The following is a 22,387-nucleotide window of genomic DNA, read 5'->3' as shown; positions in this document are numbered from 1 at the left end:
CTGCTACAGGTACCAGACCAGCATGGCGTCGAGCCCTGTGCTCCCGATCACCGGCAGGGCCACCATCCGGCTCAAGCCGGCCGCGCGGGCCTCGGAGCCTGCGATCGAGCCGTCATGCGCGAGGTCCTCGTTGAGCGCGGGCATGCCGGTGACCCAGGCCCCGCCGATGCTGCCTTCGCCTTTGGCAATCGATTTCGTTTCGTAGAGCGCGGCGAGGTCGGTCTGCGCGCTGCAATCGCCGGCGCGAAAGATCAATGCCGAACGAGCCTCGTTCGGGACCCAGATCTCGAAGCGTCGTGCGATCGGGGTTGCCTGCGCCGACAGGAAGGTTAGCACCCAAGTGTGGTCATTGCCGGTCCGGTAGGGGACGCCGACGCCGAGATTGATGCCGATCTTGGCGGCGTCCTCCCAGCGCAGAAAGCTCTTGGCGTCGTGCAGGTCCCTGATGATCAGCGGCAGGCCGGCTTTCCAGGTGCGGCCGGGCAGGCCGAAGCCGCGCGGAAATTTGGTGTGGCGGGAGTTGAATTCGAACATCTCCGCCGCGCCGTAATAGCCGTCGACGAGTCCCATCTCGTGGGAGATTTCGGCGTCGTTGTGCCAGAGCTCGATCGCGCCGACATGGGCCTCGTCGTCGCCGCAGAACAGCACCATGACGGCCTGCAGGAATTCGCCGGCAAACAGCGGCACGGCCACGCCGCAGGTGAGGCCAGCCGCGAGCGCCTGATCGGTTCGCTTGAAATAGGAGTTGGCGAATTTGGTGAGGATCACGGGGTGGCCGCTTGCCCAGGCCTTGCCGGGAAGGCCCTCGTCATATCCGAAGCGCAGAGTCTCGCTCATGGTCTTGAAGGCGGAGAGGCCCTCGTCGCCGTAGAGGCCGCCACCGAATTCCAGCCGCATGCGCGTCCGGTCGGGCACCCAGAGTTCAACGACGCGAATGAAGGTTTTCATCGAACGTGTCCGCCGCCTCAAGCCCGACCAGCATCGGCTATTTGCTTGCGAAACGGACGTTCAAAATTCAGGCAGGACAGCGCAAACTTCGTGCGGCGGGAGCTGTGTCGGCGTGGCCCGCCCCATGGGGTTTCGCGGGACACAAGTGCCACCATCTCGCCGGCCTCGGCCGGCGATGGCGATTTCAATCCTCACCCCGACCTCTCGGCCGGAGATGCTGTCTCAGCCGATCGGCAGGCGCGGGGTCGTTGGCCGGCCGTCGGAGATGATCTGCGGTTTGTGCTCGCGCTCACCGGTCGGCAGGGTCACCGGCAGTTGCAGCACGGTCGCGCGCTGGCCCTCGACGAGCTGCGTCACCAGCACATATTTGCCGTCGGGAAATTCGATTGCGTCATGATGGCGGTCGGGGATGTGCGGATCGATCTTGCCGAACTTGCCGACACGCGAGTTGATCGTGCGTGTCCAGATCCAGCGATTGTCGTAGCGGACGTTGTCGGCGAAGGCGAGCTCCGTTCCCGGCAGCAGGCAGACGGCGATCGTCGGATCGGCTGCGGAGGCAAAGCCGCGCGTCGAGGTGCCGCGGAAGTTCGTCGAGACGATGGTCTCGCCGACCTCTGCGGGACGCGATGCGATGGCGTGCAGGCTGTAGTCACACATCGGGGGTGCTCCTCATTCCGGGATAGCGACCCGCGTCTCCTCTCGAGGCGCAGGCCTCCATCAGAGTGGAAGCATCGAAGCGTCTGCCCGGTTGTAGGCAAATCTGCGGCTCGCCGCCGCAGCCGCGATCACATTATCGAGGTCACTGGGAACAAGGCCCGCTCACACGCATGCGAGAGTCGCGTCTCAGCGCCCCGCAGGTGCCGACCAGCCCGAATATGGCCAGCCCGGCTGCGATGGCTGCGCGGCGGCATCGTGGGCGTTGCGAACCTGTGTGCGCATCGCCGTCTCCTTGCGGACATGGTGCCGCGATGGCGTGGCGACGGCTTGCGACGCTGATGCTGCGACCAGCGCCGCCGCGACTGTCCTGAAGATGATCTTGCGCATGATTTCTCCTCGAGACCTTAAAGCCTGCGAAGCGATGCTGCTTCGCGCGGGCGTGCCGAGGATCTAGCGCTGGAGGAGAGGCCGGATAATCTGCGCGAAACTAGAAAGACTATCCAGCGGGAGCGGACAATCGTCCGCTCCAATTGTTGATCGCGATCGTGGATCGCGTGAGCGCGGGTGGGCCAAGCGCTTTCGAGATCAGTACTTGCGATACAGCCCGATCAGCTTGCCCTGTATCTTGACCCGGTTGGGCGGCAGGATGCGCACCTCATAGGCCGCGTTGGCGGGCTCGAGCGCGATGGAGGCGCCGCGGCGGCGGAAGCGCTTCAGGGTCGCTTCCTCGTCGTCGATCAGCGCCACCACGATGTCGCCGGTATCGGCGCTCTCGTTGCGCTGGATCAGCGCCATGTCGCCGTCGAGGATGCCGGCTTCCACCATGGAATCGCCGCGCACTTCGAGCGCGTAATGCTCGCCCGAGCCGAGCATGTCGGGCGGGACGCTGATGGTGTGGCTGCGGGTCTGCAACGCCTCGATCGGCGTACCTGCCGCGATCCGGCCCATCACGGGCACCGCGACGGGGCGCTCGCCCTCGTCGGCGGACGGGCTGGAGGTCGTGCGCACCTTGCCGAGATTGCCCTCGATGACGCTCGGCGTGAAGCCGCGGCGGTTGCCGGCAGCGGCCTGAAGCTCGGGCAGCTTGATCACCTCGATGGCGCGGGCACGGTTGGGCAGGCGACGGATGAAGCCGCGCTCCTCGAGTGCGGTGATCAGGCGATGGATGCCCGACTTGGAGCGCAGGTCGAGCGCGTCCTTCATCTCGTCGAAGGAGGGCGGCACGCCGCTTTCCTTCAGCCGCTCGCTGATGAACCGCAGGAGCTCGTATTGTTTGCGCGTTAACATCTCGACCAAAATCCCCCGGTTGATGTCGTTCGATTCCGAGACGCTGAATTCAGCGATAAGCCGCTACATGCTCGAAACAAATCATGAACGGACACTATATGTTCGATACATGTTCCGCAACTGCTTAATTTACCGTGAACGCGACAAAGTTCGCGGAACGCATGCGAACGACGCGATCAGACGGGCAGTCGCAACACCTCGCAAGGCGAGCCTTGCTCGGCCTTCGGCGCGAACGGTGCGCGCACGAGAAGTGCCTGTGCCGCAGCGAGATTCGCAAGCAGCGAAGAATCCTGGTGATTGACCGGAAGGGCGATCAGCGCACCGTCGTCGCGCCACGCGAGGCGCGCGCGCAGGTAATCCTCGCGCTGGTCATTGGCGCCGACATCGCCGCCGAGCACGGCGCGTTCGCGGCGATGATGAATCGTCGAACGGCCCGCGAGCGCGCGAATCAGCGGAACCATGAACAGGAAGCCGCAAACGTAGGATGATACGGGATTGCCGGGGAGGCCGATCACGCGCATCGGACCGAGTTGCCCATTCATCATCGGCTTGCCCGGCCGCATCGCGATCTTCCAGAACGCCATGGAGATACCTTCGTCCCTGAGCGCCTGCTGCACCAGATCATGGTCGCCGACCGAGGCGCCGCCGGTCGTGATCAGGATGTCGGCGCCGCTCTCCCGCGCGCGGCGGATGCCCGCGCTGGTGGCTTCCAGGGTGTCGGCGGCAATTCCGAGATCGACGGTGTCCGCGCCCTCGCTGCGGGCGAGCGCGTGCAGTGCGTAGCCGTTGGAATAGACGATCTGGCCATGGCCGGGCGTGGTGCCCGGCATCACCAATTCATCGCCGGTGGCGAGGATCGCGACCTTCGGACGGCGGCAGACGGGCAACAGCGGGTAATTCATGCCGGCAGCGAGGGCGAGGTCTCGCTCGGTCAACCGGATTCCCTTGCGCAGGAGCACATCGCCCTCGCGAAAATCGACGCCGGCTGGGCGGATGTGCCGCCCCGTCAGCGCCGCTTCCTTGATCGTGATGCGCTTGCCGTCGGCGACCGTGTCCTCCTGGATCACGACCGCATCAGCGCCATCGGGGACGACGCCGCCGGTGAAGATCCGCACGGCTTCGCCGGCGCCGACCGATCCCGCGAACGGCCGGCCTGCCGCGACCTCGCCGATCACGGTGAGCGTGGCATCGACTTTCGCCGCGTCGACGGTGCGCACCGCATAGCCGTCCATCGCCGACATCGCCTGCGGCGGCTGCGTGCGTCGTGCAGCAACGTCGCGTGCGAGCACGCGGTGAAAGGCCTGGTCGAGAGCGACCGTCTCTTCCGGCAGCGGCTGCACGCCGGCAAGCACCGCGGCGAGCGCGTCGGAAACCGGCATCAGGGCCACGGTGAACTCCCGCAACAAATCGAAGGATTCGGTTGGCAAGGTTCTAGCCGAGCGGAGGGGCTGAAGCAAAACGGGCTTCTCAATGGAGTGGGAAGCCACACTTCCTTTCGGCGCCGGCTCGGCTTATCTTCCTGTCCATGACGAAACTGCTCGAAAAGGCGCTCCAGGCCGTGCGGCAGCTCCCTGCGGATAGCCAGGACGAGGTTGCGCGCGCGATGCTGGCTTTGACCGGCAACGCGGGCGAGCCCGAGGATATCGATCCCGGGCATCTTCCGGCGGTTCTTGAGGGGCTTGCACAAGCCAACCTTGGGCAGTTTGCGTCTGATGCCGAGGTCGAAATCGCGTTCCGTCGCTTTGAGCGATGAAGCTCCGGTTCACACCGCGCGCGACCCAGGATCTGATCAGCATTGCCGACTATATCCATGCGCACAGCCCGCAAGGCGCATTGCGAGTGCGCGCTGCAATTCTTGAATCGCTGCAGAATCTCGTTCGCTTTCCAGGTCTCGGGCGACCGCAGAAGGTCGAGGGCGTACGCAAGCTGGTGACGCGGCGGTACCCCTATCTGGTGTATTACAAACTGGATGAAGAGGGTGGCGAAGTCGTCATTCTCACGATCCAGCATCCCGCACGGGAACGTGGGCAATCGGATGCCTGAGGGAGCATCACGTCCGCGGCGGCATGATCCGGAAGGCGACGTAGACCGGCACGAGGATAGCCATGGCGAGGACGAGAAAGACGAGAGCCACGGCCAGCATCGGTTAAGGTCTCCGGCTATTTGTACGGACTGACGTCCGGCGCCGCAGGGCCTTGATCCTTGTCAGGCATAGGATCGGCCTGGGATTTCAGGTCGGCGGCCTTGCTGATCAGCTTGGCGGAAAGCTCAGAATCCGAGGTGGTTCTGGCGAATTTCATCAGCAGAGAGGCCTGCTTGGTGAGGTAGGTTTTGCCCAACACGACGATAGACCCGATATGTAATTCCCAACGGATTCATGAGTCCTGAGAAGGGCATTCGTTCCGGGAACTTTGTACAAAAGTGCACAAAGGGCTTTGGTTCCTAGCCTCCCGGCCAATTCGTTCCGGGAGGGCCGCTACGGGCTTTGTCAGATGCCCAGCGCCCTCAGGGCGTTCCCGACATCACCGGGCGAGGTCACATGCACCGCGGTCAGGCCGCGCGACCGCGCTCCCTCGACGTTCTCGGCGAGGTCATCGAAGAATACGATACGGTTCGCCGGGACGCCGATGGCGGCCACGACATGGTCGAATGCTTCCGCATTCGGTTTGCGCAGGCCAATGCTGGACGATAGGTACAGCTCGCGGAAATGACCGAGCAGGCCGGCATATTCCTTCGAGAAATAGTCCACATGCGGCCGGTTGGTGTTGGAGAAGGCGTAGAGCGGCATCTGCCTCGCCGCGCGCGGCAGCAGCTCGGCGATGTCGGGCATCTCGCCCGTGAAGATCGCGTTCCAGCCCTCGAGGAACTGCGCGTCGGAGATACCGATCCCGAGCGATGAGCGCAGCGACGCGAAATAATCCGCATCGCTGAGCTTGCCGACCTCGTGCAGCCGGTAGGCCTCGTTGTCACGCACATAGCGCGCGACGATGGCTTCGGGCTTGCAGCCGGCATGTCCCGCCCAGCAGGCGATCGCCTTGGAGAAATCGATGTCGAGTACGACGCGCCCGAGATCGAACAGAAGCGCGTCCGCGGCTCCAGGAGAGAGCGAGGTCACCTGCATCCTTTCACTCAATATCGATAGGGGTCGTGGTCGAACAGCGGAAACGCGCTGAACACGCTCGGCGCATTCGTCGCGGTCGCCTGGTGCAGGCTGGACTTGTTGACCTCGGCGAACGAGGTGGCGCCCAAAAGGCCGAGGCAGCGCAGCACCTCGTCCTCCAAGAGCTCCAGCATTCGCGCCACGCCGGCTTCGCCGGCCGCCGCCAGCGCCCAGCATTGCAGGCGGCCGATGCCGACCATGTCTGCGCCCGCCGCAATCGCCTTGACGATGTCGGTGCCGCGGCAGAAGCCGCCGTCGACCATGATCTTGGCGCGGCCCTTCACGGCATCGACGATTTCAGGGAGCACGTGCATGGCGCCGCGGCCGTGATCGAGCTGGCGGCCGCCATGATTGGAGACGTAAATCCAGTCGACGCCGTGATCGACCGCGATCTGCGCGTCCTCGGCGGTCGCGATGCCCTTGAGGATCAGCGGGATCTTGAACTTGTCCTTGACCATCTTCACGGTCCGCCACTCCAGCCCCTTCTGGTAGTCGCCGCCGGTGGCGCGCAGGCGGCTCTCGCGAACGTAGCGCTTGGCGATGTCACGTTCGCGACGGCTGTAATGGGCCGTGTCCACGGTCAGGCAGAACGCGGCATAGGCGTTCTTCTCGCTCCGGGCGACGACGTCGGCGACGAAGGCGTCGTCACCGCGCACATAGAGCTGGTAGAAGCGCAGCGCATCGGGGGCGGCTTCGGCGGTCTTCTCGAGGCCGGGCTCCGACACCGAACTCAGCATGTGGGCGGCACCGAACGTGCCGCAGGCGCGCGCAACGCTCGCCGCGCCATCCGGATCGAAGATCTCGAGCGCGCCGACGGGGGCGAGGACCACCGGCAGGCGCATCCTGCGCCCGAACAGCTCGACCGAGCCGTCGACCATGCGGACGTCGCGCAGCACGCGCGGGCGGAAGGCGATCTCGTCCAGCGCCAGGCGGTTGCGGCGCATCGTGGTCTCGGTCTCGGCGGCGCCGACGATGTAGTCCCAGGCGTTCTGATTGAGGTTGGCGCGCGCCTTGCGGACGAATTCGTGCAGATTCTGGAACGGCTCGTTACTGGCGCCGAGTTCGACGTTCCTTTCCGGCTGGATGCGGGGCGCGTCGTTCATTGTTGTTGTCCTCCCGAGAATTTGAAGTCTTATCGTCATCGCGTATCGCGTCCGGCCCTCCAAAACCATCCTAAAATCGCATACCTGCGAGGCGTGGACGGTTCGACCGATTCCCGCTTTCCGCGCGAAACGGTTTCGAAACGTTGCCAAAAGTTTAGGTCTCAGGCCAAGGCTTTTTGGCGAAGGGATTTTTGCGGTGCACCTGCCGGCGTGGCGTCCCGGCCTTGAAGAAACCTGAATGGTATTGTGAACAGCGGGCTGGATCGCCATTTGCATGGCGCCGCCGAAGCCCCAAAGCAAGAAGGCCAGCCTATCCATGCGGAAAAATCTGCTGTTCCCCCTGGGCGCGCTCACGGGAGTGTGTCTGACCCTTCTGGTAGCCAGCCCGCACGGCGGCGTATGGGCGGCACGAGCGGCAGCGGGCGCGGGCGATGCCTATTCCCAGCTCAATCTGTTTGGCGAAGTGTTCGAGCGGGTGAAGGCGAGCTATGTCGAGAAGCCCGACAACGCCAAGCTGATCGAAGGCGCGATCACGGGCATGGTCACCTCGCTCGATCCGCATTCGCGCTACATGAACGACAAGGCCTGGACCGAGATGCAGGAGACCACCTCCGGCGAGTTCGGCGGCCTCGGCATCGAGGTCACGATGGAGGAGGGCCTGGTCAAGGTCGTCTCGCCGATCGACGATACGCCGGCGTCCAAGGCCGGCATCATGTCCGGCGACCTCATCAGCAAGATCGACGGCGATGCCGTGCAGGGCATGACGCTCGAGCAAGCCGTCAACAAGATGAAGGGCCCGGTCGACACCCAGACCAAGCTCACCATCGTGCGCAAGGGCGCCGACGCCCCGCTCGACGTCGCGATCAAGCGCGAGATCATCCATGTGCGCCCGGTGCGCTTCCATGTCGAGAACGGCGACATCGGCTATATCCGCGTCAGCTCGTTCAACGAGCAGACCACCGACGGTCTGAAGAAGGCGATTGCCTCGATCTCGAAAGACATTCCCCAGGAGAAGCTCGCCGGCTACGTGATGGACCTGCGCAACAATCCGGGCGGGCTGCTCGACCAGGCCGTGTCGGTGTCGAGCGCGTTCCTTCAGCGCGGCGAGGTCGTCTCGACCCGCGGCCGCAATCCGGAAGAGACCCAGCGCTTCACCGCGCATGGAGGCGACCTCACCAAGGGCAAGCCGCTAGTGATTCTGGTCAACGGCGGCTCGGCCTCGGCCTCCGAGATCGTGGCCGGCGCGCTGCATGACCACAAGCGCGCGACCATCATCGGCACGCGTTCGTTCGGCAAGGGCTCGGTGCAGACCATCATTCCGCTCGGCGCCGGCAATGGCGCGCTGGCGCTGACCACGGCGCGCTACTACACGCCGTCGGGCCGCTCGATTCAGGCCCAGGGCGTCGCTCCCGACATCGAGATCCTCCAGGACGTGCCGCCGGAGCTGAAGGGCCGGATGGACACCATGGCGGAGTCACAGATGCGCGGCCATCTGCAGGCCGCCGACGGTACCGAGCAGACCGGATCGCAATCCTACGTGCCGCCGGAAGAGAAGGACGACAAGGCCCTGCACGCGGCCTACGACTTCCTGCACGGCCAGACCGCGAATGCCGTCGCGGCCAAGCCCGCGCCGAAGGCTGCGGTGCCGAACTAGGCCTTACGACTTCTAGACATCGAAATCGCCCGGGAGTGGATCACCGCTCCCGGGCGATTTCGTTTGGGGCGCCGTCTCGGTGATCCGGAGCCTGGATGGAGCGAAGCGTAATCCGGGCTGCGTTAGCCAGCTAACCAGCCTCGCGGCGGCGGCTTTCCTCGCCGGCGCGTTTGGCGAGCCGGCTGCGATGCAGCGCGAACAGCTCCAGCACCTTGTCGGCCGGCTTTGCGGCGCTGAACAGATAGCCCTGCATCTCCGAACAGCCGAGCGCGCGGAGCAGGCGCTGCTGCTCCTCGGTCTCGACGCCCTCGGCCGTGGTGGTCATGCGGCGGGCAGCCGCCAGATTGACGACGGCCTGGACGATGCTGGCGGATCCGTCTGGGCCGGCGATGTCGTTGACGAAGCAGCGGTCGATCTTGATCTTGTCGAACGGGAAGCGGTGCAGATAGCTCAGCGAGGAGTAGCCGGTGCCGAAATCGTCGAGCGCGATGCGCACGCCGATGGCGCGGAGCTGATGCAGGATCGCCAATGCGGTGTCGTCGTCGCGGATCAGCACCGCTTCGGTGATCTCGAGCTCGAGCCGGCTCGCCGGCAAATTGGAGGCGGCAAGGGCCGCCATGATCTTCAGCGCCAGCGTGCCGCTCTTGAACTGCACCGGCGAAACGTTGACAGCAAGGCGGATGTCGTCGGGCCAGGTCGCAGCATCCCGGCAGGCGGTCGCCAGCACCCATTCGCCGATCTCGTTGATCAGGCCGGTGTCCTCGGCGATCGGGATGAATTCGGCGGGCGAGACCATGCCGCGCTCGGGATGACGCCAGCGCACCAGTGCCTCGCAGCCGGTGATGCGGTCGTCCTTCAGGCCGAGGCAAGGCTGGTAGTAGACCTCGAGCCCGCCATGCGCGATGGCGTGGCGCAGGTCGATCTCGAGCTGCCGCCGTTCACGGACCTTGGCATCCATCTCCGGCTCGAAGAAGCGGTAGGTGCGGCGGCCAGCGGATTTGGCGGCATACATCGCCATGTCCGCATTCTTAAGGATCTGGTCGAGCGCAGTGCCGTGTTGCGGCGCCAGCGCGATGCCGATGCTGGCGTCGGTGGTGAGATGGTGGCCCATGCAGTCGAACGGGGTGCGGATGGCTTCGAAGACCCGCGCGACGAGATCGTTGACCTGGTCCAGTGACGTCACCGCGCTCTGCACGATGGCGAATTCATCGCCACCGAGCCGCGCCACGAAGTCCGTCGGCCCTGCGCAGAGGCTCAGGCTCGCCGCGACCGATTTCAACAATTCGTCGCCGACGAGATGGCCGAGCGCGTCGTTGACGCCCTTGAACTCGTCGATGTCGATGTAGTGCACCGCGATCTCTTCACCGCCGGCAATGGCGGCCAGCTCCGCGCGCAGATGCTCGTGGAACATGGTGCGGTTGGGCAGGTCGGTCAGCGCGTCATAATGGGCGAGGTGGGTGATGCGCTCCTCGATGCGCCGGCGCTCGGTGATGTCCTCGTGGGTCGCGACCCAGCCGCCGTCCGCGAGCGGCTCGTTGAGGATGTGGATCGAGCGGCCGTCGGAGGTGTCGACCACCATCGAGTTGCGGACGTGAATGTCGCGCAGCACGCGGACGACATAGTCGTCGATGTCGCCGGTGAACGACCCCGTCGCCTTGCGATGCGAGATGATGTCGTGGAAGCTCGAGCCCGGTTTCACCACCTCGGGCGACAGGCCGTACATCTCGATGTAGCGCTGGTTGCAGACCACGAGCCGCTGCTCGGCATCGAACAGCAAGAGGCCCTGCGTCATGTTGTTGACGGCGCGGTCGAGGCGCTGCTTCTCCAGCGTCAGCCGCTCGCGGGAGGCGCGGTGCTGCTCCAGCAGTTTGCGCACGATCGCGATCAGCACGCCTGCAATGGCGAGCGCGGAGGCGCCCGCGACCGAGATCAGGATGCCGATCTGCTCGCGCCAGTCCGTCAGCGCCGCCGCGCGTGTCGTGGTGGCCATCATCAGGATCGGGAAATGGGGCAGGGCGCGTGCCGAGATCAGCCGGTCCTCGCCGTCGACCGGGCTCATGAAGCGGCCGGCGAAGTGATCGAGGCCGAAGATGCGTTGCTGCTCGAACGAGCCGTTCCTGAAGTTGCGTCCCATCAGCTCGCCGGAATGCGGATAGCGCGCGAGCAGCGTGCCGTCACGATGCAGCATCGAGATCGTGGCGCCTTCGCCGAGCACCACGGACTCGAAGAACTTCTCGAAATTGGCCGGCTCGATGCCGCGCCCGACGACGCCCATGAACTCGCCGTTCGGCCCGACGATCTTGCGCACGATCAGGATGGTCCAGGCGCCGGAGATGCGGCTGTGCACCGGCTCGATCAGGATTTCGGGCGCGCTGGGATCGTAGCGGAAGGTGCGGAAGTAGGCGCGGTCGGCGACGTTGACCTTCGGCGCCGGCCATGCCGTCGACGAGTTGATCACATTGCCTTCGGCATCGATGATGTTGACCCCGCCCATGTAGGGCAGCGCCTCGATCTTCGAGCGCAGCATCAGGTGGATGTTCTGGCCGGAGAGGCGCTTGCGATAGTCTTCCGCATTGTTGATGCCGTTTGCGCGGACGTGGGCGACGAAATCCTTCTGGATCACCGCGAAATCCTGCAATTGCTGATCGAAGTGATGCGCGAGCAGCAGCACCGTATTTTCGAGCTCGCGCCCGGAGTTGCGCAGCGCGCGCTCGCGAAAATTCTGCGCCATCAGCACCGAGCCGATGGCGATGGCCGCGATCAGCAGCGTGCCGCCCACCACCAGCCAGCGGATCGGTCCGCTGCGCACGAAGGCCTGGTCAAGAAGGCGACTGCCGTATTTCGTCATCATGTCGATAATTGCCGTGCACACGTCAGGATCAATTCTTGATCCCCGGAACATCCGTTGGTTTACGGAAACGATGTGGAGGCGAAGTTAGGAAGCGCAGTTAATGCGACATGAATTGAAACGAACAAAAGCAACCGATGTGCGGGGCGCACGACGTGCAGGAATTGCCGGGCGTGTCCGTGGGTGCCGGTCATTTCCTGCCGGTCTCGCGGCGATCAACCAGGGCTTAACCATCTAACATGCTGGCAATCCTCAAGCGCGCATTGGCACGTGATTTGCGAACAAGCCCGATGACGACACAGAGAGGATCAGGATGATGAAAAATACTTTGAAGAGTTTTCTCGCCGACGAGTCCGGCGCAACCGCCATCGAATACGGCCTGATCGCCGCGGGAATCGCGCTGGCGATCATCACCGTCGTCAACGGAATGGGCAGCAAGCTCAATGCGAAATTCGGATCGATCAGCTCGTCGCTGAAATAATTGCGATCAGATGCGGTAGTGACCCGACTTGCCGCCGAGCTTCTCGACGAGATGGATGCCCTCGATCCGCACGCCGCGCTCCACCGCCTTGATCATGTCGTAGATGGTGAGGCAGGCGACCGAGACGGCCGTGAGCGCTTCCATCTCGACGCCGGTCGGGCCCGTCACCTTCACGCTGGCGCGGACGAGGCAGCCCGGCAGCTTTGCGTCGGGCTCGATGTCGACGGTGACCTTCGACAGGGCGAGGGGATGACAGAGCGGGATCAGCTCGGAGGTGCGCTTGGCGGCCATGATGCCGGCGATGCGCGCGGTGCCGAGCACGTCGCCCTTCTTGGCGTTGCCCGAAACGATCAGGTCGAGCGTCGCTTTGGTCATGATGACGCGGCCTTCCGCGACCGCGAGCCGTTCGGTCGCAGGCTTGTCCGAAACGTCGACCATGCGCGCCTCGCCCGAGGCGCCGATATGGGTGAGGGCGGGGCCGGCTTTGGCCGGTTGGGCCTTCGCGGGCTTGCGCGCCATCAGCGCGTGCCCGTGGCGCGCGGCGGGGTCTCGCGGGCGAGCAGCGTGCGGGTGGCGGCGGTCACATCAGTCTGACGCATCAGGCTCTCGCCGACCAGGAAGGTCGACATGCCGACGCGCTCGAGCCGGGCGAGATCGGCGGGCGTGAAGATGCCGCTCTCGCCGACCATCAGCCGATCCGCCGGGATCAGAGGCGCCAGCGTCTCACTGGTTGCGAGCGTCGTCTCGAAAGTACGAAGATTGCGGTTATTCACGCCGATCATCGGCGAACGCAGCTTCAGCGCGCGGTCGAGCTCGGCGCGGTCGTGAATCTCGATCAGCACGTCCATGCCATGGGCGAGGGCAGCGTCCTCGAGATCCCTGGCCGTGGCATCGTCGAGCGCCGCCATGATGATCAGAATGCAATCGGCGCCATGCGCGCGGGCCTCGACCACCTGATAGGTGTCGAACATGAAATCCTTGCGCAGCACCGGCAGCAATGTCGCCGCGCGCGCGGCCACCATGAAATCGAGATGGCCCTGGAACGAGGGCGTGTCGGTCAGCACCGACAGACAAGCGGCGCCGCCGGCCTCATAGGCCCTGGCAAGCAACGGCGGATCGAAGTCCGCGCGGATCAGCCCCTTCGACGGCGAGGCTTTCTTCACCTCCGCGATCAGCGCGTAGTCGCCATTGGCGTGCTTGGCCTGGATCGCGCGCAGGAAGCCGCGCGGGGCGCCCTGCGCCTTGGCCTTCGCCTCGACTTCCGCCAGCGGCAGCGCGCGCTTCGCGGCCGCGATCTCCTCGCGCTTGTAGGCTTCGATCTTGGTCAGGATGTCGGACATGTCAGGCTCAGCCGTTCGAGACCGCGATCAGATGCTTCAGCCGCGCACTCGCCGCACCGCTGTCGAGTGACTTCGCGCCGATCGCAACGCCCTCTTTGAGGTCTTTGGCACGCCCTGCCACGACCAGCGCGGCGGCGGCGTTGATCAGCGCGACGTCGCGATAGGGGCTCGGCTTGCCGTCGAGCACGCTCTGCAACGCAATCGCATTGGCGTCGGCGTCACCGCCTTTGAGCGCGCCGGGCTCGCAGCGCGACAGGCCGGCATCCTCCGGCGTCACTTCAAAGTTCCGGATCTCGCCATTGTGGAGTGCGGACACGAAGGTCGGGCCGGTGAGGGTGATCTCATCGAGGCCGTCGGAGCCGTGCACGACCCAGGCGGATTCGGAGCCGAGGTTCTTCAGCACCTGCGCCAGCGGCTGCACCCATTGCCTGGAGAACACGCCGACCATCTGGCGCTTCACGCCGGCCGGGTTGGACAAGGGGCCGAGCAGATTGAAGATCGTGCGCGTGGCAAGCTCGACCCGGGTCGGGCCGACGTTCTTCATGGCGGGATGATGCGCGGGGGCGAACATGAAGCCGATGCCGCATTCGCTCACGCAATGGCCGACCTGCTCCGGCCGGAGATCGATCTTTACGCCGAGCGAGGCCAGCACGTCGGCGGCGCCCGACCGCGACGACAGCGCGCGGTTGCCATGCTTGGCCACAGGCAGGCCGGTGCCCGCGACGATGAAGGAGGCGCAGGTCGAGACGTTGACCGAGCCGGAGCCGTCGCCGCCGGTGCCGACGATGTCGACGGCGTCCGCGGGCGCCTCGACCGTGAGCATCTTCGAGCGCATCGCCGCAACCGCGCCGGTGATCTCGTCCACGGTCTCGCCGCGCACCCGCAGCGCCATCAACAGGCCGCCCATCTGTGAGGGCGTTGCCTCGCCGGACATCATGGCGTCGAAGGCGGAAGCCGCTTCCTCACGCGACAGGCTGGCGCCGGTCGCGACTTTTCCAATGATCGATTTCAGGTCGTCCATCGCGTGCTTTCAACTCACTGGTTCGCGCCGGTCACCTGCGCGAAGGCGGCCTGATTGATGGTGGTTCCGATGTCGGTTTGCAGCTTGGTGACATAGGAAGCAACCTGCTCGTCGGTCAGCGCGCGGTCGAGGCTGTCCTTCAGCTTCTTGACCGCGTCGTCGGACGCGGCGTTGACCGCGGGTTCGACGATGTCGGTGACGCGGAACACGATCACCTCGCTGCCGCCGCTCACAGCGGTCTGTCCAACCGCATCCTTGGCCGTACGGAAGGCGGCCGAAACGACGTTGGCGGGCACGCCGGCGGGCGAGTCGTCACGCTTGAAGCCGGTCGCGGTCTCCACCTTGGCGTTGATCGCGGCCGCCTCGTCAGCGAGCTTGCCGCCCGCTTCGAGCTTCTGCACCATCTCGGTCGCCTTGGTCTTCAGCTTGGCGGCGATCTGGTCCTGACGCCAGCGCGCTTCGACCTGGTCGCGGACCTCGTCGAGATTGCGATCGCGCGAGGGCGTGATGCCGAGCACGTCGTACCAGACATAGCCCCCCTTGAACGAGATCGAATCGTTGTCGACGCCGACATCGGTGTTGAAGGCCTGCGATACCACATCGAGGCCCTGCGGGATGGTCGAGACCGGCTGCCCGTTCGGGGCGCGGCCGGAGCGGTCGACGGCGTCGATGGTCACGGCAGCGAGGCCGAGCTTCTGCGCCGCGTCGATCACGCTGGCGCCGCCGCCGCGCTCGTCTTCCATCTTGTCGCGCAGATCGTTGACCTTGACGCGCGCGCGCTCGGTGGCGATCTCGCGCTTGATGTCGGCGGCAAGGCTGGCGTAGTCCGCCTCCTTGCCCGGCTCGATCTTGTCGACCTTCACGATGGAGGTGCCGAGGGGACCCTGGATCGGCTGGCTGATCTCACCCGCGGGCAGCGCGAAGGCGGCATTGCCGACCGTCTGGTCGAGCGAGGACTTGGTCACGAGTCCGAGCTCGACGTCCGAAGCGCTCAAGCCGCGCTCTTTGCCGAGGTCCTCGAACGACATCCCGCCGACGAGGCGCTCGCGCGCAGCCTGCGCCTCGGCGGCGTTGGGGAACACAAGCTGCTGGATCTGGCGCTTTTCCGGCGTGCCGAGGCGGTCCTTGCGCTGCTCGAACAGTTTCTTCGCGTCCTCGTCGGAGACCTCGCTCCATTTGCCGATTTCTTCGGGAGAGACCACCACGAAGGAAATCTTGCGGAATTCAGGCGCGCGGAATTGAACCTTGTGATCCTCGAAATAGGCGGCGAGCGCTTCGGGCGAGGGGGCGTCGATGGCGCCGGCCTGCGCGGCGTCGAGCCTGACGAATTCGATCGCACGCTGCTCGCTCTGGAAGCGCGTCAGCACGTCGAGCATCGCCTTCGGCGGCTCCAAGCCGGCGCCGATCGTGCCGGTGATCTGCCGGCGCAGCGACACCTTGCGCTGTTCGGAGACGTAGCGCTGCTCGGTGTAGCCGAAATTGCGGATCACGGCCTGGAAGCGGTTCGGATCAAAGCTGCCGCTGACACCCTTGAAGTTGGGGTCGTTCATGATGAACTGCCGGATCTGCTCGTCGGACTGGCCGAGCCCGAGCCGACGCGCCTCTTCGTCGAGGGCGGCTTCTGCGATCGTCTGCTGGAGCACCTGGCGGTCGAGGCCGAAGGCCCGCGCCTGATCGGGCGTCAGCGGACGGCCGACCTGGCGGCCGATCTGCTGGAGGCGGTCGGTATAGATCTGGCGGAACTCGTTCAGCGAAATCTCGGTGCCGCCGACCTTGGCGACGGTGGATTGTCCAAAGCCCTTGAAGATGTCGGCGATGCCCCAGACGCCGAAACTGATGATCAGCACGCCCATCACGATGGCCATGATGGTCTTGCCGAGCCAGTTTGATGAGGCCTTGCGCATTCCTCGAAGCATTTGGTCCAACTTGTTTGGTCAGGAGGGGATCGGGAGCGCGTCTTAATGCAGATTCCGCAAAAGCGCGTCACCAAATTGATCAATCATCATAAAGTGGTGGCTTTCCCCCCGCAACCTCAGGTCAGGCCGCTCCTCCCAACTGCGGTTAAAGGCCTCTGGTCTCTGGAACTGCCGTGGCAGCTCTGCTAGCGCATGCACAACCTCATTTTGCTGGAAATTGACATGACCGACGCCATCCGACCGCTGATCGCCGGCAACTGGAAAATGAACGGGCTGAAGGGCTCGGCTGCCGAATTCGACGCCATGCTCAATGGTGCGGCAGACGTCGCCGCCAAGGCCGATTTGCTGGTCTGCCCGCCGGCCACCCTGATCGCCGCCTTCGCCGACAAGGCGGGAGCCAAGAAGGTCGCGGTCGGGGCCCAGGACTGCCATCCCAAGGCTTCCGGAGCCCATACCGGCGATATCGCCGCCGAAATGCTGGCGGATGCCGGTGCGACCGCCATCATCGTCGGCCATTCCGAGCGCCGCGCCGACCACGGCGAGGGCGATGCCCTGATCCGGCAGAAGGCCGAGGCTGCCTGGCGCGCCGGGGTCACCGCGATCGTCTGCGTCGGCGAGACGCAGGCCCAGCGCGATGCCGGCCAGACCCTCGATATCCTGCGCGGCCAGCTCGATGGCTCGCTTCCGGACGCCTCGACCGCCGCGAATCTGGTCGTGGCCTATGAGCCGGTCTGGGCGATCGGCACCGGCCTGACCCCCACGGCAAAAGATGTTGAGCAGATTCATGACTTTATCCGGGAACTCCTGACCACCAGGTTCAAGGATGCCGGAGCGAAGATGCGCATCCTTTACGGCGGCTCGGTCAAACCCTCGAACGCGGCCGAGCTGATGGCGGTCAAGAACGTCAATGGTGCGCTGGTCGGTGGCGCCAGCCTGAAGGCGGCTGATTTCCTTGCGATTGCGAAGGGCTGCCCTTAGCTAACGTCGGAACGCGATCCGGGCCCGATCGGGGGTGGCAATGCCGTTTCCGATCGTGTAACACCGCGCAACTTCAGGAAAACCCGCGAAGCGCGATCGGCCGCCGTCTCGGCGCTGTCGGCTTGTGACGGAAGGGCATTATGCAGACTGTTGTCATCGTCATTCACCTCATGATCGTCGCCGTCATGATCGGCGCCGTCCTGCTCCAGAAGTCGGAAGGCGGCGGCCTCGGCATGGGTGGCGGCGCAGGCTTCATGTCGAGCCGCGGCACCGCGAACCTCTTGACGCGGACCACCGCGATCCTGGCTGCGGGCTTCTTCCTCACCAGCATGTTCCTGTCCTGGCACGCGGGCTACAGCCGTGCGCCGTCGTCGATCATTGGCACGCCGGCGTCGCAGGGCCAGCCGGCCGGCGGCGGTCCGATCACCGCGCCGACCTCGGGCGGGATCCTGGATTCGCTGAAGAAGGCCGACGAGCAGCAGCAGGCACCGGCTCCGACCGGTCCGCAGGTGCCGCGTTCGCAATAAAGCAGGGGGGCCATGCAGGGCGGCTGCTACTGTCCTGCATCAAAAATCCCCATCAAGGCACTGTCACCACTCTTAGTTTTGGCTCACCCACAGGCCCGCAAAATCTTTTGGGCGGAATACGAATCGCTTTGGCGAATCGAATTCGAGGGATTAGAGGTTAAGCCCCATGGCGCGGTACATCTTCATCACCGGCGGCGTGGTTTCTTCGCTCGGCAAGGGTCTGGCTTCAGCGGCACTGGGTGCTCTGTTGCAAGCCCGGGGCTACAAGGTCCGCCTCCGCAAGCTCGACCCTTATCTCAACCTCGATCCCGGAACGATGTCGCCGTATCAGCACGGCGAAGTGTTCGTGACCGATGACGGCGCGGAGACCGATCTCGATCTCGGTCACTACGAGCGCTTCACCGGGCGGCCTGCGACCAAGCAGGACAACATCACCACCGGGCGCATCTACCAGGACATCATCTCGAAGGAGCGTCGCGGCGATTATCTCGGCGCGACCATCCAGGTGGTTCCGCACGTCACCAACGCCATCAAGGAATTCGTCCTCTCCGGCAACGACGACTACGATTTCGTACTGGTCGAGATCGGCGGCACCGTCGGCGACATCGAAGGCCTGCCGTTCTTCGAGGCGATCCGCCAGCTCAAGAACGAGCTGCCGCGCGATCATGCCATCTACATCCACCTCACGCTGCTGCCCTACATTCCGAGCGCCGGCGAGCTCAAGACCAAGCCGACGCAGCATTCGGTGAAGGAGCTGCGCTCGATCGGCATCCAGCCGGACATCCTGCTCTGCCGGACCGACCGCGAAATCCCAAAGGAAGAACGCCGCAAGCTCGGCCTGTTCTGCAACGTGCGCGAGAGCGCCGTGATCGAGGCGCGCGACGCCGACAGCATCTACGCGGTCCCCGAGGCCTATCATAACGCGGGCCTCGACGACGAAGTGCTCGCCGCCTTCGGCATCGGCTCGCGAATTCCGCCGGAGCTCAAGAGCTGGCGGCAGATCAACGAACGCATCCGCAATCCCGAAGGCGACGTCACCATCGCCATCGTCGGCAAATATACCGGGATGAAGGATGCGTATAAGTCACTGATCGAGGCGCTGTCGCACGGCGGCATCGCCAACAAGGTGAAGGTCAATCTCGACTGGATCGAGAGCGAGATCTTCGAGAAGGAAGATCCGGCGCCGTTCCTCGAACACGTCAACGGCATCCTGGTGCCCGGGGGCTTCGGCCAGCGCGGCGCCGAAGGCAAGATCCGCGCGGCGCAGTTCGCGCGTGAGCGCGACGTGCCGTATTTCGGCATCTGTTTCGGCATGCAGATGGCGGTGATCGAGGCGGCGCGAAATCTCGTCGGCATCGAGGAGGCCAACTCCACCGAGTTCGGCCCCACCAAGGAGCCCTTGGTCGGCCTGATGACGGAATGGCTGCGCGGCAACGAGCTCGAGAAGCGCTCCAACGCCGGCGATCTCGGCGGCACGATGCGGCTCGGCGCCTATCCGGCGGCGCTCAATCGCGGCAGCCGGGTCTCGCAGGTCTATGGCGGCGCCACCGAGATTTCCGAGCGCCATCGCCACCGCTACGAGGTCAACACCGCCTACAAGGATCGCCTCGAGCAGCACGGCCTGAAATTCTCCGGCCTCTCGCCCGACGGCGTGCTGCCGGAGATCGTCGAATACGAGGATCATCCCTGGTTCATCGGGGTGCAATTCCACCCCGAGCTGAAGTCGCGGCCGTTCGAGCCGCACCCGCTGTTTGCCTCGTTCATCCAGGCGGCAATGGTGCAGTCGCGGCTGGTGTAGCGCATTCTCTCCCTTTGACGATCGCGCTTTTTGTTGCGACAACTCTCCGCCGCAAGAACAACAATGCAGGGAGTTGAACTTCGATGATCTACGAAATGCGCATCTATCGCTGCGTGCCCGGCCGCTTGCCGGCGCTCTTGAAGCGTTTCGAGACGGTGACGCTGAAGCTCTGGGAAAAGCACGGCATCAAGCAGGCCGGCTTCTTCACCACGCTGATCGGCGAATCCAACCAGGAGCTCACCTATTTCCTGGCGTGGGACTCTCTCGCCGAGCGCGAGAAGAAGTGGGGCGGCTTCATGACCGATCCCGACTGGATGAAGGCGCGCGCCGAGAGCGAAGCCGATGGCCAGATCGTCGGCAACATCGTCAGCCAGATCCTGACGCCGACCGCCTTCTCGTCGGTCAAGTAACGGCGTCTGGCGTGGGGCGCGGCGGGATCCCCGGCGCAACCCTGATATTCTGACAGCCCGGGCCGAATAGGGTTGATCCGCCCCTCATCGCCGCTATGGTCGCGGCGAAACGAGGGAATTTGCCTTGAGCGCTTCAACATCAGCGGCCCCCGTCGTCAGCGTTGGTACGGTCAAATTCGGCAATGATCTGCCGATCTCGATCATTGCGGGGCCCTGCCAGCTCGAAAGCCGCCAGCATGCGCTGGAGGTGGCCTCCGCGTTGAAGGAGATCGCGGCGCGGCTCAAGATCGGCCTCGTCTACAAGACCTCGTTCGACAAGGCCAATCGCACCAGCGCGTCGGCTGCGCGCGGCCTTGGCCTGGCGCAGTCGCTGCCGATCTTCGCCGAGATCCGTTCGTCTCTCGGCCTGCCGGTGTTGACCGACGTACATGACGCCGCGCAATGCGCCGACGTGGCGCAAGCGGTGGACGTGCTTCAGATCCCGGCCTTCCTGTGTCGCCAGACCGATCTGCTGCTGGCGGCGGCCGCGACCGGCAAGGTCGTCAACGTCAAGAAGGGCCAGTTTCTCGCACCCTGGGACATGACGAATGTCGTGACCAAGATCACCAGCGCGAACAATCCCAACGTGCTCGTCACCGAGCGCGGCGCTTCCTTTGGCTACAACACATTGGTCTCCGACATGCGCGCGCTGCCGATCCTGGCGCGCACCACCGGCGCACCTGTGATCTTCGACGCCACCCATTCGGTGCAGCAGCCGGGCGGGAAGGGAGCGTCGTCGGGCGGCGAGAGGGAGTTCGTCCCCGTACTCGCACGCGCGGCTGTTGCGGTCGGGGTTGCCGGCGTCTTCATCGAGACCCATCCCGACCCTGACAGCGCGCCGTCCGACGGTCCCAATATGGTGCCGCTGCGCGAATTCGAAGGTCTGATCCGCACGCTGATGGCGTTCGACGCGGTGACGAAAAGCGCAGCGCACTGATGTCGCAGCCTGCGACCGGGGCGGCGTCCGACCAGAAGTTTCCGCCCGCGATCAATATCATCGCGCTCGCGAGTTTTTCGGCCGCCTTGTCCACGCGCGCGCTCGATCCCGTGCTGCCGCATGTCGCCGAGGATTTTTCGATCAGCGTCACGACCGCCGCCAGCATCGCGGCCGGCTATGCGCTGATCTATGCGCTGGTCCAGCCCGTGATCGGCGCGGCCGCCGACATGTTCGGCAAGGCGCGTTTGATGACGCTGTGTCTGGCGCTGCTCGGTGTTGCCTCCATTCTCGGTGCGGTCGCGACCACCTTCTCTGGCCTGTTCGCGAGCCGTATCCTCGCCGGCATCGCCTCCGGCGGCGTGTTTCCGGTGGCGCTCGGCCTGACCGCCGATCTCGTTGCGCCCGCCAAGCGGCAGGTTGCGATCGGGCGCACGCTGGCGGGGTCGATGACCGGCAATCTGTTAGGGGCGACCGCCTCCGGCATCATCGGCGAGTTCATCGGCTGGCGCGGTGTGCTCATGATCCTGGGCGGGCTCGGTCTGATCGCGGCCGTGGCGGTGGCGGCGGGCTTTCGCGGTGCCGCGCTGACGGCGCCGCCGAAGACGGATCTCAAGGCCTTGCGGCAGGGCTATCGCACCATCTTCGCCAACCCCAATACCCGCTATTGCTACTCGGCCGTCTTCGTCGAGGGCTGCTGCGTGTTCGGCCTGTTTCCGTTCATCGCGGCGTTGTTGTTCGACCTCGGTGAGAAGTCGCCGTCGATCGCCGGCATCGTGATCGCCGGTTTTGCGGTCGGCGGACTGTTCTATACCTTCACGGTCTCGCGCTTCCTGCCGTGGCTCGGCGTCAAGGGCATGATGATTGCGGGCGCGGGCCTCGTCGCGCTCCAGCTCGGCGTGCTCGCTTTCGGTCCGCAATGGAAGCTCCAATTCGTCAGCATGCTGGCGATGGGGTGGGGCTTCTACATGATCCATGGCTGCCTCCAGGTGTTCGCCAGCGAGCTCTCGGTCGGCGCGCGCGCCACCGCGATGTCGCTGCATTCGTTCTTCTTCTTCATGGGGCAGACGGTTGGCCCGATCGCCTATGGCCTGGGTCTCCAGCATGGCGGCAAGGAGCCGACCCTGCTTGCGAGTGCGACGATCATGGTCGTGTTGGGCGTCGTCTGCGCCCGGATGCTCAGGTCGCGGGCACCGGGCGACGCGCGCGCCTGACGGCAGCATCGATTTCCCCGTAGTTTCCCGGGAAAAAATGGCAGCCGGATCCGTCCAATCTTAAATCAAACC

The 22,387-nt window shown here is 64.9% G+C and carries 23 protein-coding genes; 10 read left to right on the top strand and 13 right to left on the bottom strand.

Annotated elements, in window-relative coordinates:
* Positions 1-3: 3 nt before the first annotated feature.
* From AB7532_RS19815 to AB7532_RS19795, 5 genes are all read right to left on the bottom strand, one after another.
* On the bottom strand, positions 4-948 hold the full coding sequence (locus AB7532_RS19815; RefSeq protein ID WP_441236438.1) for a GAF domain-containing protein: 945 nt from the start codon (positions 946-948) through the stop codon (positions 4-6).
* 222 nt (positions 949-1,170) lie between these two features.
* A complete protein-coding gene (locus AB7532_RS19810) occupies positions 1,171-1,605 on the bottom strand; it encodes a hypothetical protein (protein WP_441236437.1) in 435 nt (144 codons plus the stop codon).
* Between the two features lie 186 nt (positions 1,606-1,791).
* Entirely contained in the window at positions 1,792-1,992 is a 201-nt protein-coding gene (locus tag AB7532_RS19805) for a hypothetical protein (RefSeq protein WP_441236436.1), read from the bottom strand.
* A gap of 198 nt (positions 1,993-2,190) precedes the next feature.
* Positions 2,191-2,892, bottom strand: coding sequence for a transcriptional repressor LexA (gene lexA, locus AB7532_RS19800; RefSeq protein WP_145665872.1), 702 nt, complete (start codon positions 2,890-2,892; stop codon positions 2,191-2,193).
* A gap of 176 nt (positions 2,893-3,068) precedes the next feature.
* Positions 3,069-4,280, bottom strand: a complete 1,212-nt coding sequence (locus AB7532_RS19795; RefSeq protein WP_441239315.1) for a molybdopterin molybdotransferase MoeA — start codon at positions 4,278-4,280, stop codon at positions 3,069-3,071.
* 137 nt (positions 4,281-4,417) lie between these two features.
* Here AB7532_RS19795 and AB7532_RS19790 point away from each other — a divergent pair, with 137 nt between their 5' ends.
* Positions 4,418-4,645 carry a hypothetical protein gene (locus AB7532_RS19790; protein ID WP_441236435.1) on the top strand — a complete coding sequence of 76 codons (228 nt, stop codon included), beginning with the start codon at positions 4,418-4,420 and terminating at the stop codon, positions 4,643-4,645.
* A complete protein-coding gene (locus AB7532_RS19785; RefSeq protein ID WP_441236434.1) occupies positions 4,642-4,935 on the top strand; it encodes a type II toxin-antitoxin system RelE/ParE family toxin in 294 nt (97 codons plus the stop codon). The genes AB7532_RS19790 and AB7532_RS19785 overlap by 4 nt, the downstream gene beginning before the upstream one ends.
* 116 nt (positions 4,936-5,051) lie before the next feature.
* Here the strand turns inward: AB7532_RS19785 and AB7532_RS19780 are convergent, their stop codons facing one another.
* The 3 genes from AB7532_RS19780 to AB7532_RS19770 form a co-directional block, all read right to left on the bottom strand.
* Entirely contained in the window at positions 5,052-5,234 is a 183-nt protein-coding gene (locus AB7532_RS19780) for a hypothetical protein (protein ID WP_441236433.1), read from the bottom strand.
* A 146-nt stretch (positions 5,235-5,380) separates the two neighbouring features.
* A complete protein-coding gene (locus tag AB7532_RS19775; RefSeq protein WP_441236432.1) occupies positions 5,381-6,013 on the bottom strand; it encodes an HAD family hydrolase in 633 nt (210 codons plus the stop codon).
* An 8-nt stretch (positions 6,014-6,021) separates the two neighbouring features.
* On the bottom strand, positions 6,022-7,155 hold the full coding sequence (locus tag AB7532_RS19770; protein WP_441236431.1) for an alpha-hydroxy acid oxidase: 1,134 nt from the start codon (positions 7,153-7,155) through the stop codon (positions 6,022-6,024).
* A gap of 316 nt (positions 7,156-7,471) precedes the next feature.
* On the opposite strand from AB7532_RS19770, the gene AB7532_RS19765 reads away from it, so the two are divergent.
* Complete coding sequence (locus tag AB7532_RS19765) at positions 7,472-8,809, top strand: S41 family peptidase (protein WP_441236430.1); 1,338 nt, start codon at positions 7,472-7,474, stop codon at positions 8,807-8,809.
* A gap of 130 nt (positions 8,810-8,939) precedes the next feature.
* On the opposite strand, the gene AB7532_RS19760 is transcribed toward AB7532_RS19765, so the two are convergent.
* On the bottom strand, positions 8,940-11,660 hold the full coding sequence (locus tag AB7532_RS19760; RefSeq protein WP_441239314.1) for a bifunctional diguanylate cyclase/phosphodiesterase: 2,721 nt from the start codon (positions 11,658-11,660) through the stop codon (positions 8,940-8,942).
* A 313-nt stretch (positions 11,661-11,973) separates the two neighbouring features.
* Here AB7532_RS19760 and AB7532_RS19755 point away from each other — a divergent pair, with 313 nt between their 5' ends.
* Complete coding sequence (locus AB7532_RS19755; RefSeq protein WP_441239313.1) at positions 11,974-12,138, top strand: Flp family type IVb pilin; 165 nt, start codon at positions 11,974-11,976, stop codon at positions 12,136-12,138.
* 6 nt (positions 12,139-12,144) lie between these two features.
* Here the strand turns inward: AB7532_RS19755 and moaC are convergent, their stop codons facing one another.
* From moaC to AB7532_RS19735, 4 genes are read right to left on the bottom strand one after another with little or no spacing between them, the layout of a single operon-like run.
* Complete coding sequence (moaC, locus tag AB7532_RS19750) at positions 12,145-12,657, bottom strand: cyclic pyranopterin monophosphate synthase MoaC (RefSeq protein WP_441236429.1); 513 nt, start codon at positions 12,655-12,657, stop codon at positions 12,145-12,147.
* The gene (trpC, locus tag AB7532_RS19745; protein ID WP_441236428.1) at positions 12,657-13,478 is read right to left on the bottom strand and encodes an indole-3-glycerol phosphate synthase TrpC; all 822 of its coding nucleotides are present in this window, start codon (positions 13,476-13,478) and stop codon (positions 12,657-12,659) included. The genes moaC and trpC overlap by 1 nt, the downstream gene beginning before the upstream one ends.
* A gap of 7 nt (positions 13,479-13,485) precedes the next feature.
* On the bottom strand, positions 13,486-14,499 hold the full coding sequence (trpD, locus tag AB7532_RS19740; protein ID WP_441236427.1) for an anthranilate phosphoribosyltransferase: 1,014 nt from the start codon (positions 14,497-14,499) through the stop codon (positions 13,486-13,488).
* Positions 14,500-14,513: 14 nt separating this feature from the next.
* Positions 14,514-16,415, bottom strand: a complete 1,902-nt coding sequence (locus tag AB7532_RS19735) for a SurA N-terminal domain-containing protein (protein WP_441236426.1) — start codon at positions 16,413-16,415, stop codon at positions 14,514-14,516.
* 222 nt (positions 16,416-16,637) lie between these two features.
* Here AB7532_RS19735 and tpiA point away from each other — a divergent pair, with 222 nt between their 5' ends.
* The 6 genes from tpiA to AB7532_RS19705 all read left to right on the top strand — a co-directional run bounded on the left by tpiA (position 16,638) and on the right by AB7532_RS19705 (position 22,315).
* On the top strand, positions 16,638-17,393 hold the full coding sequence (gene tpiA, locus AB7532_RS19730; protein ID WP_441236425.1) for a triose-phosphate isomerase: 756 nt from the start codon (positions 16,638-16,640) through the stop codon (positions 17,391-17,393).
* A 140-nt stretch (positions 17,394-17,533) separates the two neighbouring features.
* Positions 17,534-17,920: a preprotein translocase subunit SecG gene (secG, locus tag AB7532_RS19725; protein WP_441236424.1), complete on the top strand. Its 387-nt coding sequence runs from the start codon at positions 17,534-17,536 to the stop codon at positions 17,918-17,920.
* Positions 17,921-18,086: 166 nt separating this feature from the next.
* Positions 18,087-19,718: a CTP synthase gene (locus AB7532_RS19720; protein WP_441236423.1), complete on the top strand. Its 1,632-nt coding sequence runs from the start codon at positions 18,087-18,089 to the stop codon at positions 19,716-19,718.
* Positions 19,719-19,801: 83 nt separating this feature from the next.
* Entirely contained in the window at positions 19,802-20,128 is a 327-nt protein-coding gene (locus AB7532_RS19715) for an NIPSNAP family protein (protein ID WP_441236422.1), read from the top strand.
* A 124-nt stretch (positions 20,129-20,252) separates the two neighbouring features.
* Entirely contained in the window at positions 20,253-21,104 is an 852-nt protein-coding gene (kdsA, locus tag AB7532_RS19710) for a 3-deoxy-8-phosphooctulonate synthase (protein ID WP_441236421.1), read from the top strand.
* Positions 21,104-22,315, top strand: a complete 1,212-nt coding sequence (locus AB7532_RS19705) for an MFS transporter (RefSeq protein WP_441236420.1) — start codon at positions 21,104-21,106, stop codon at positions 22,313-22,315. The genes kdsA and AB7532_RS19705 overlap by 1 nt, the downstream gene beginning before the upstream one ends.
* The last annotated feature ends 72 nt before the right edge of the window (positions 22,316-22,387 follow it).

The organism is Bradyrhizobium sp. 930_D9_N1_4 (assembly GCF_052076015.1).
Taxonomy (GTDB): Bacteria; Pseudomonadota; Alphaproteobacteria; order Rhizobiales; family Xanthobacteraceae; genus Bradyrhizobium.
Note: the sequence above shows the minus strand (reverse complement) of the source record. Positions and strands in the feature narration are given on the sequence as shown.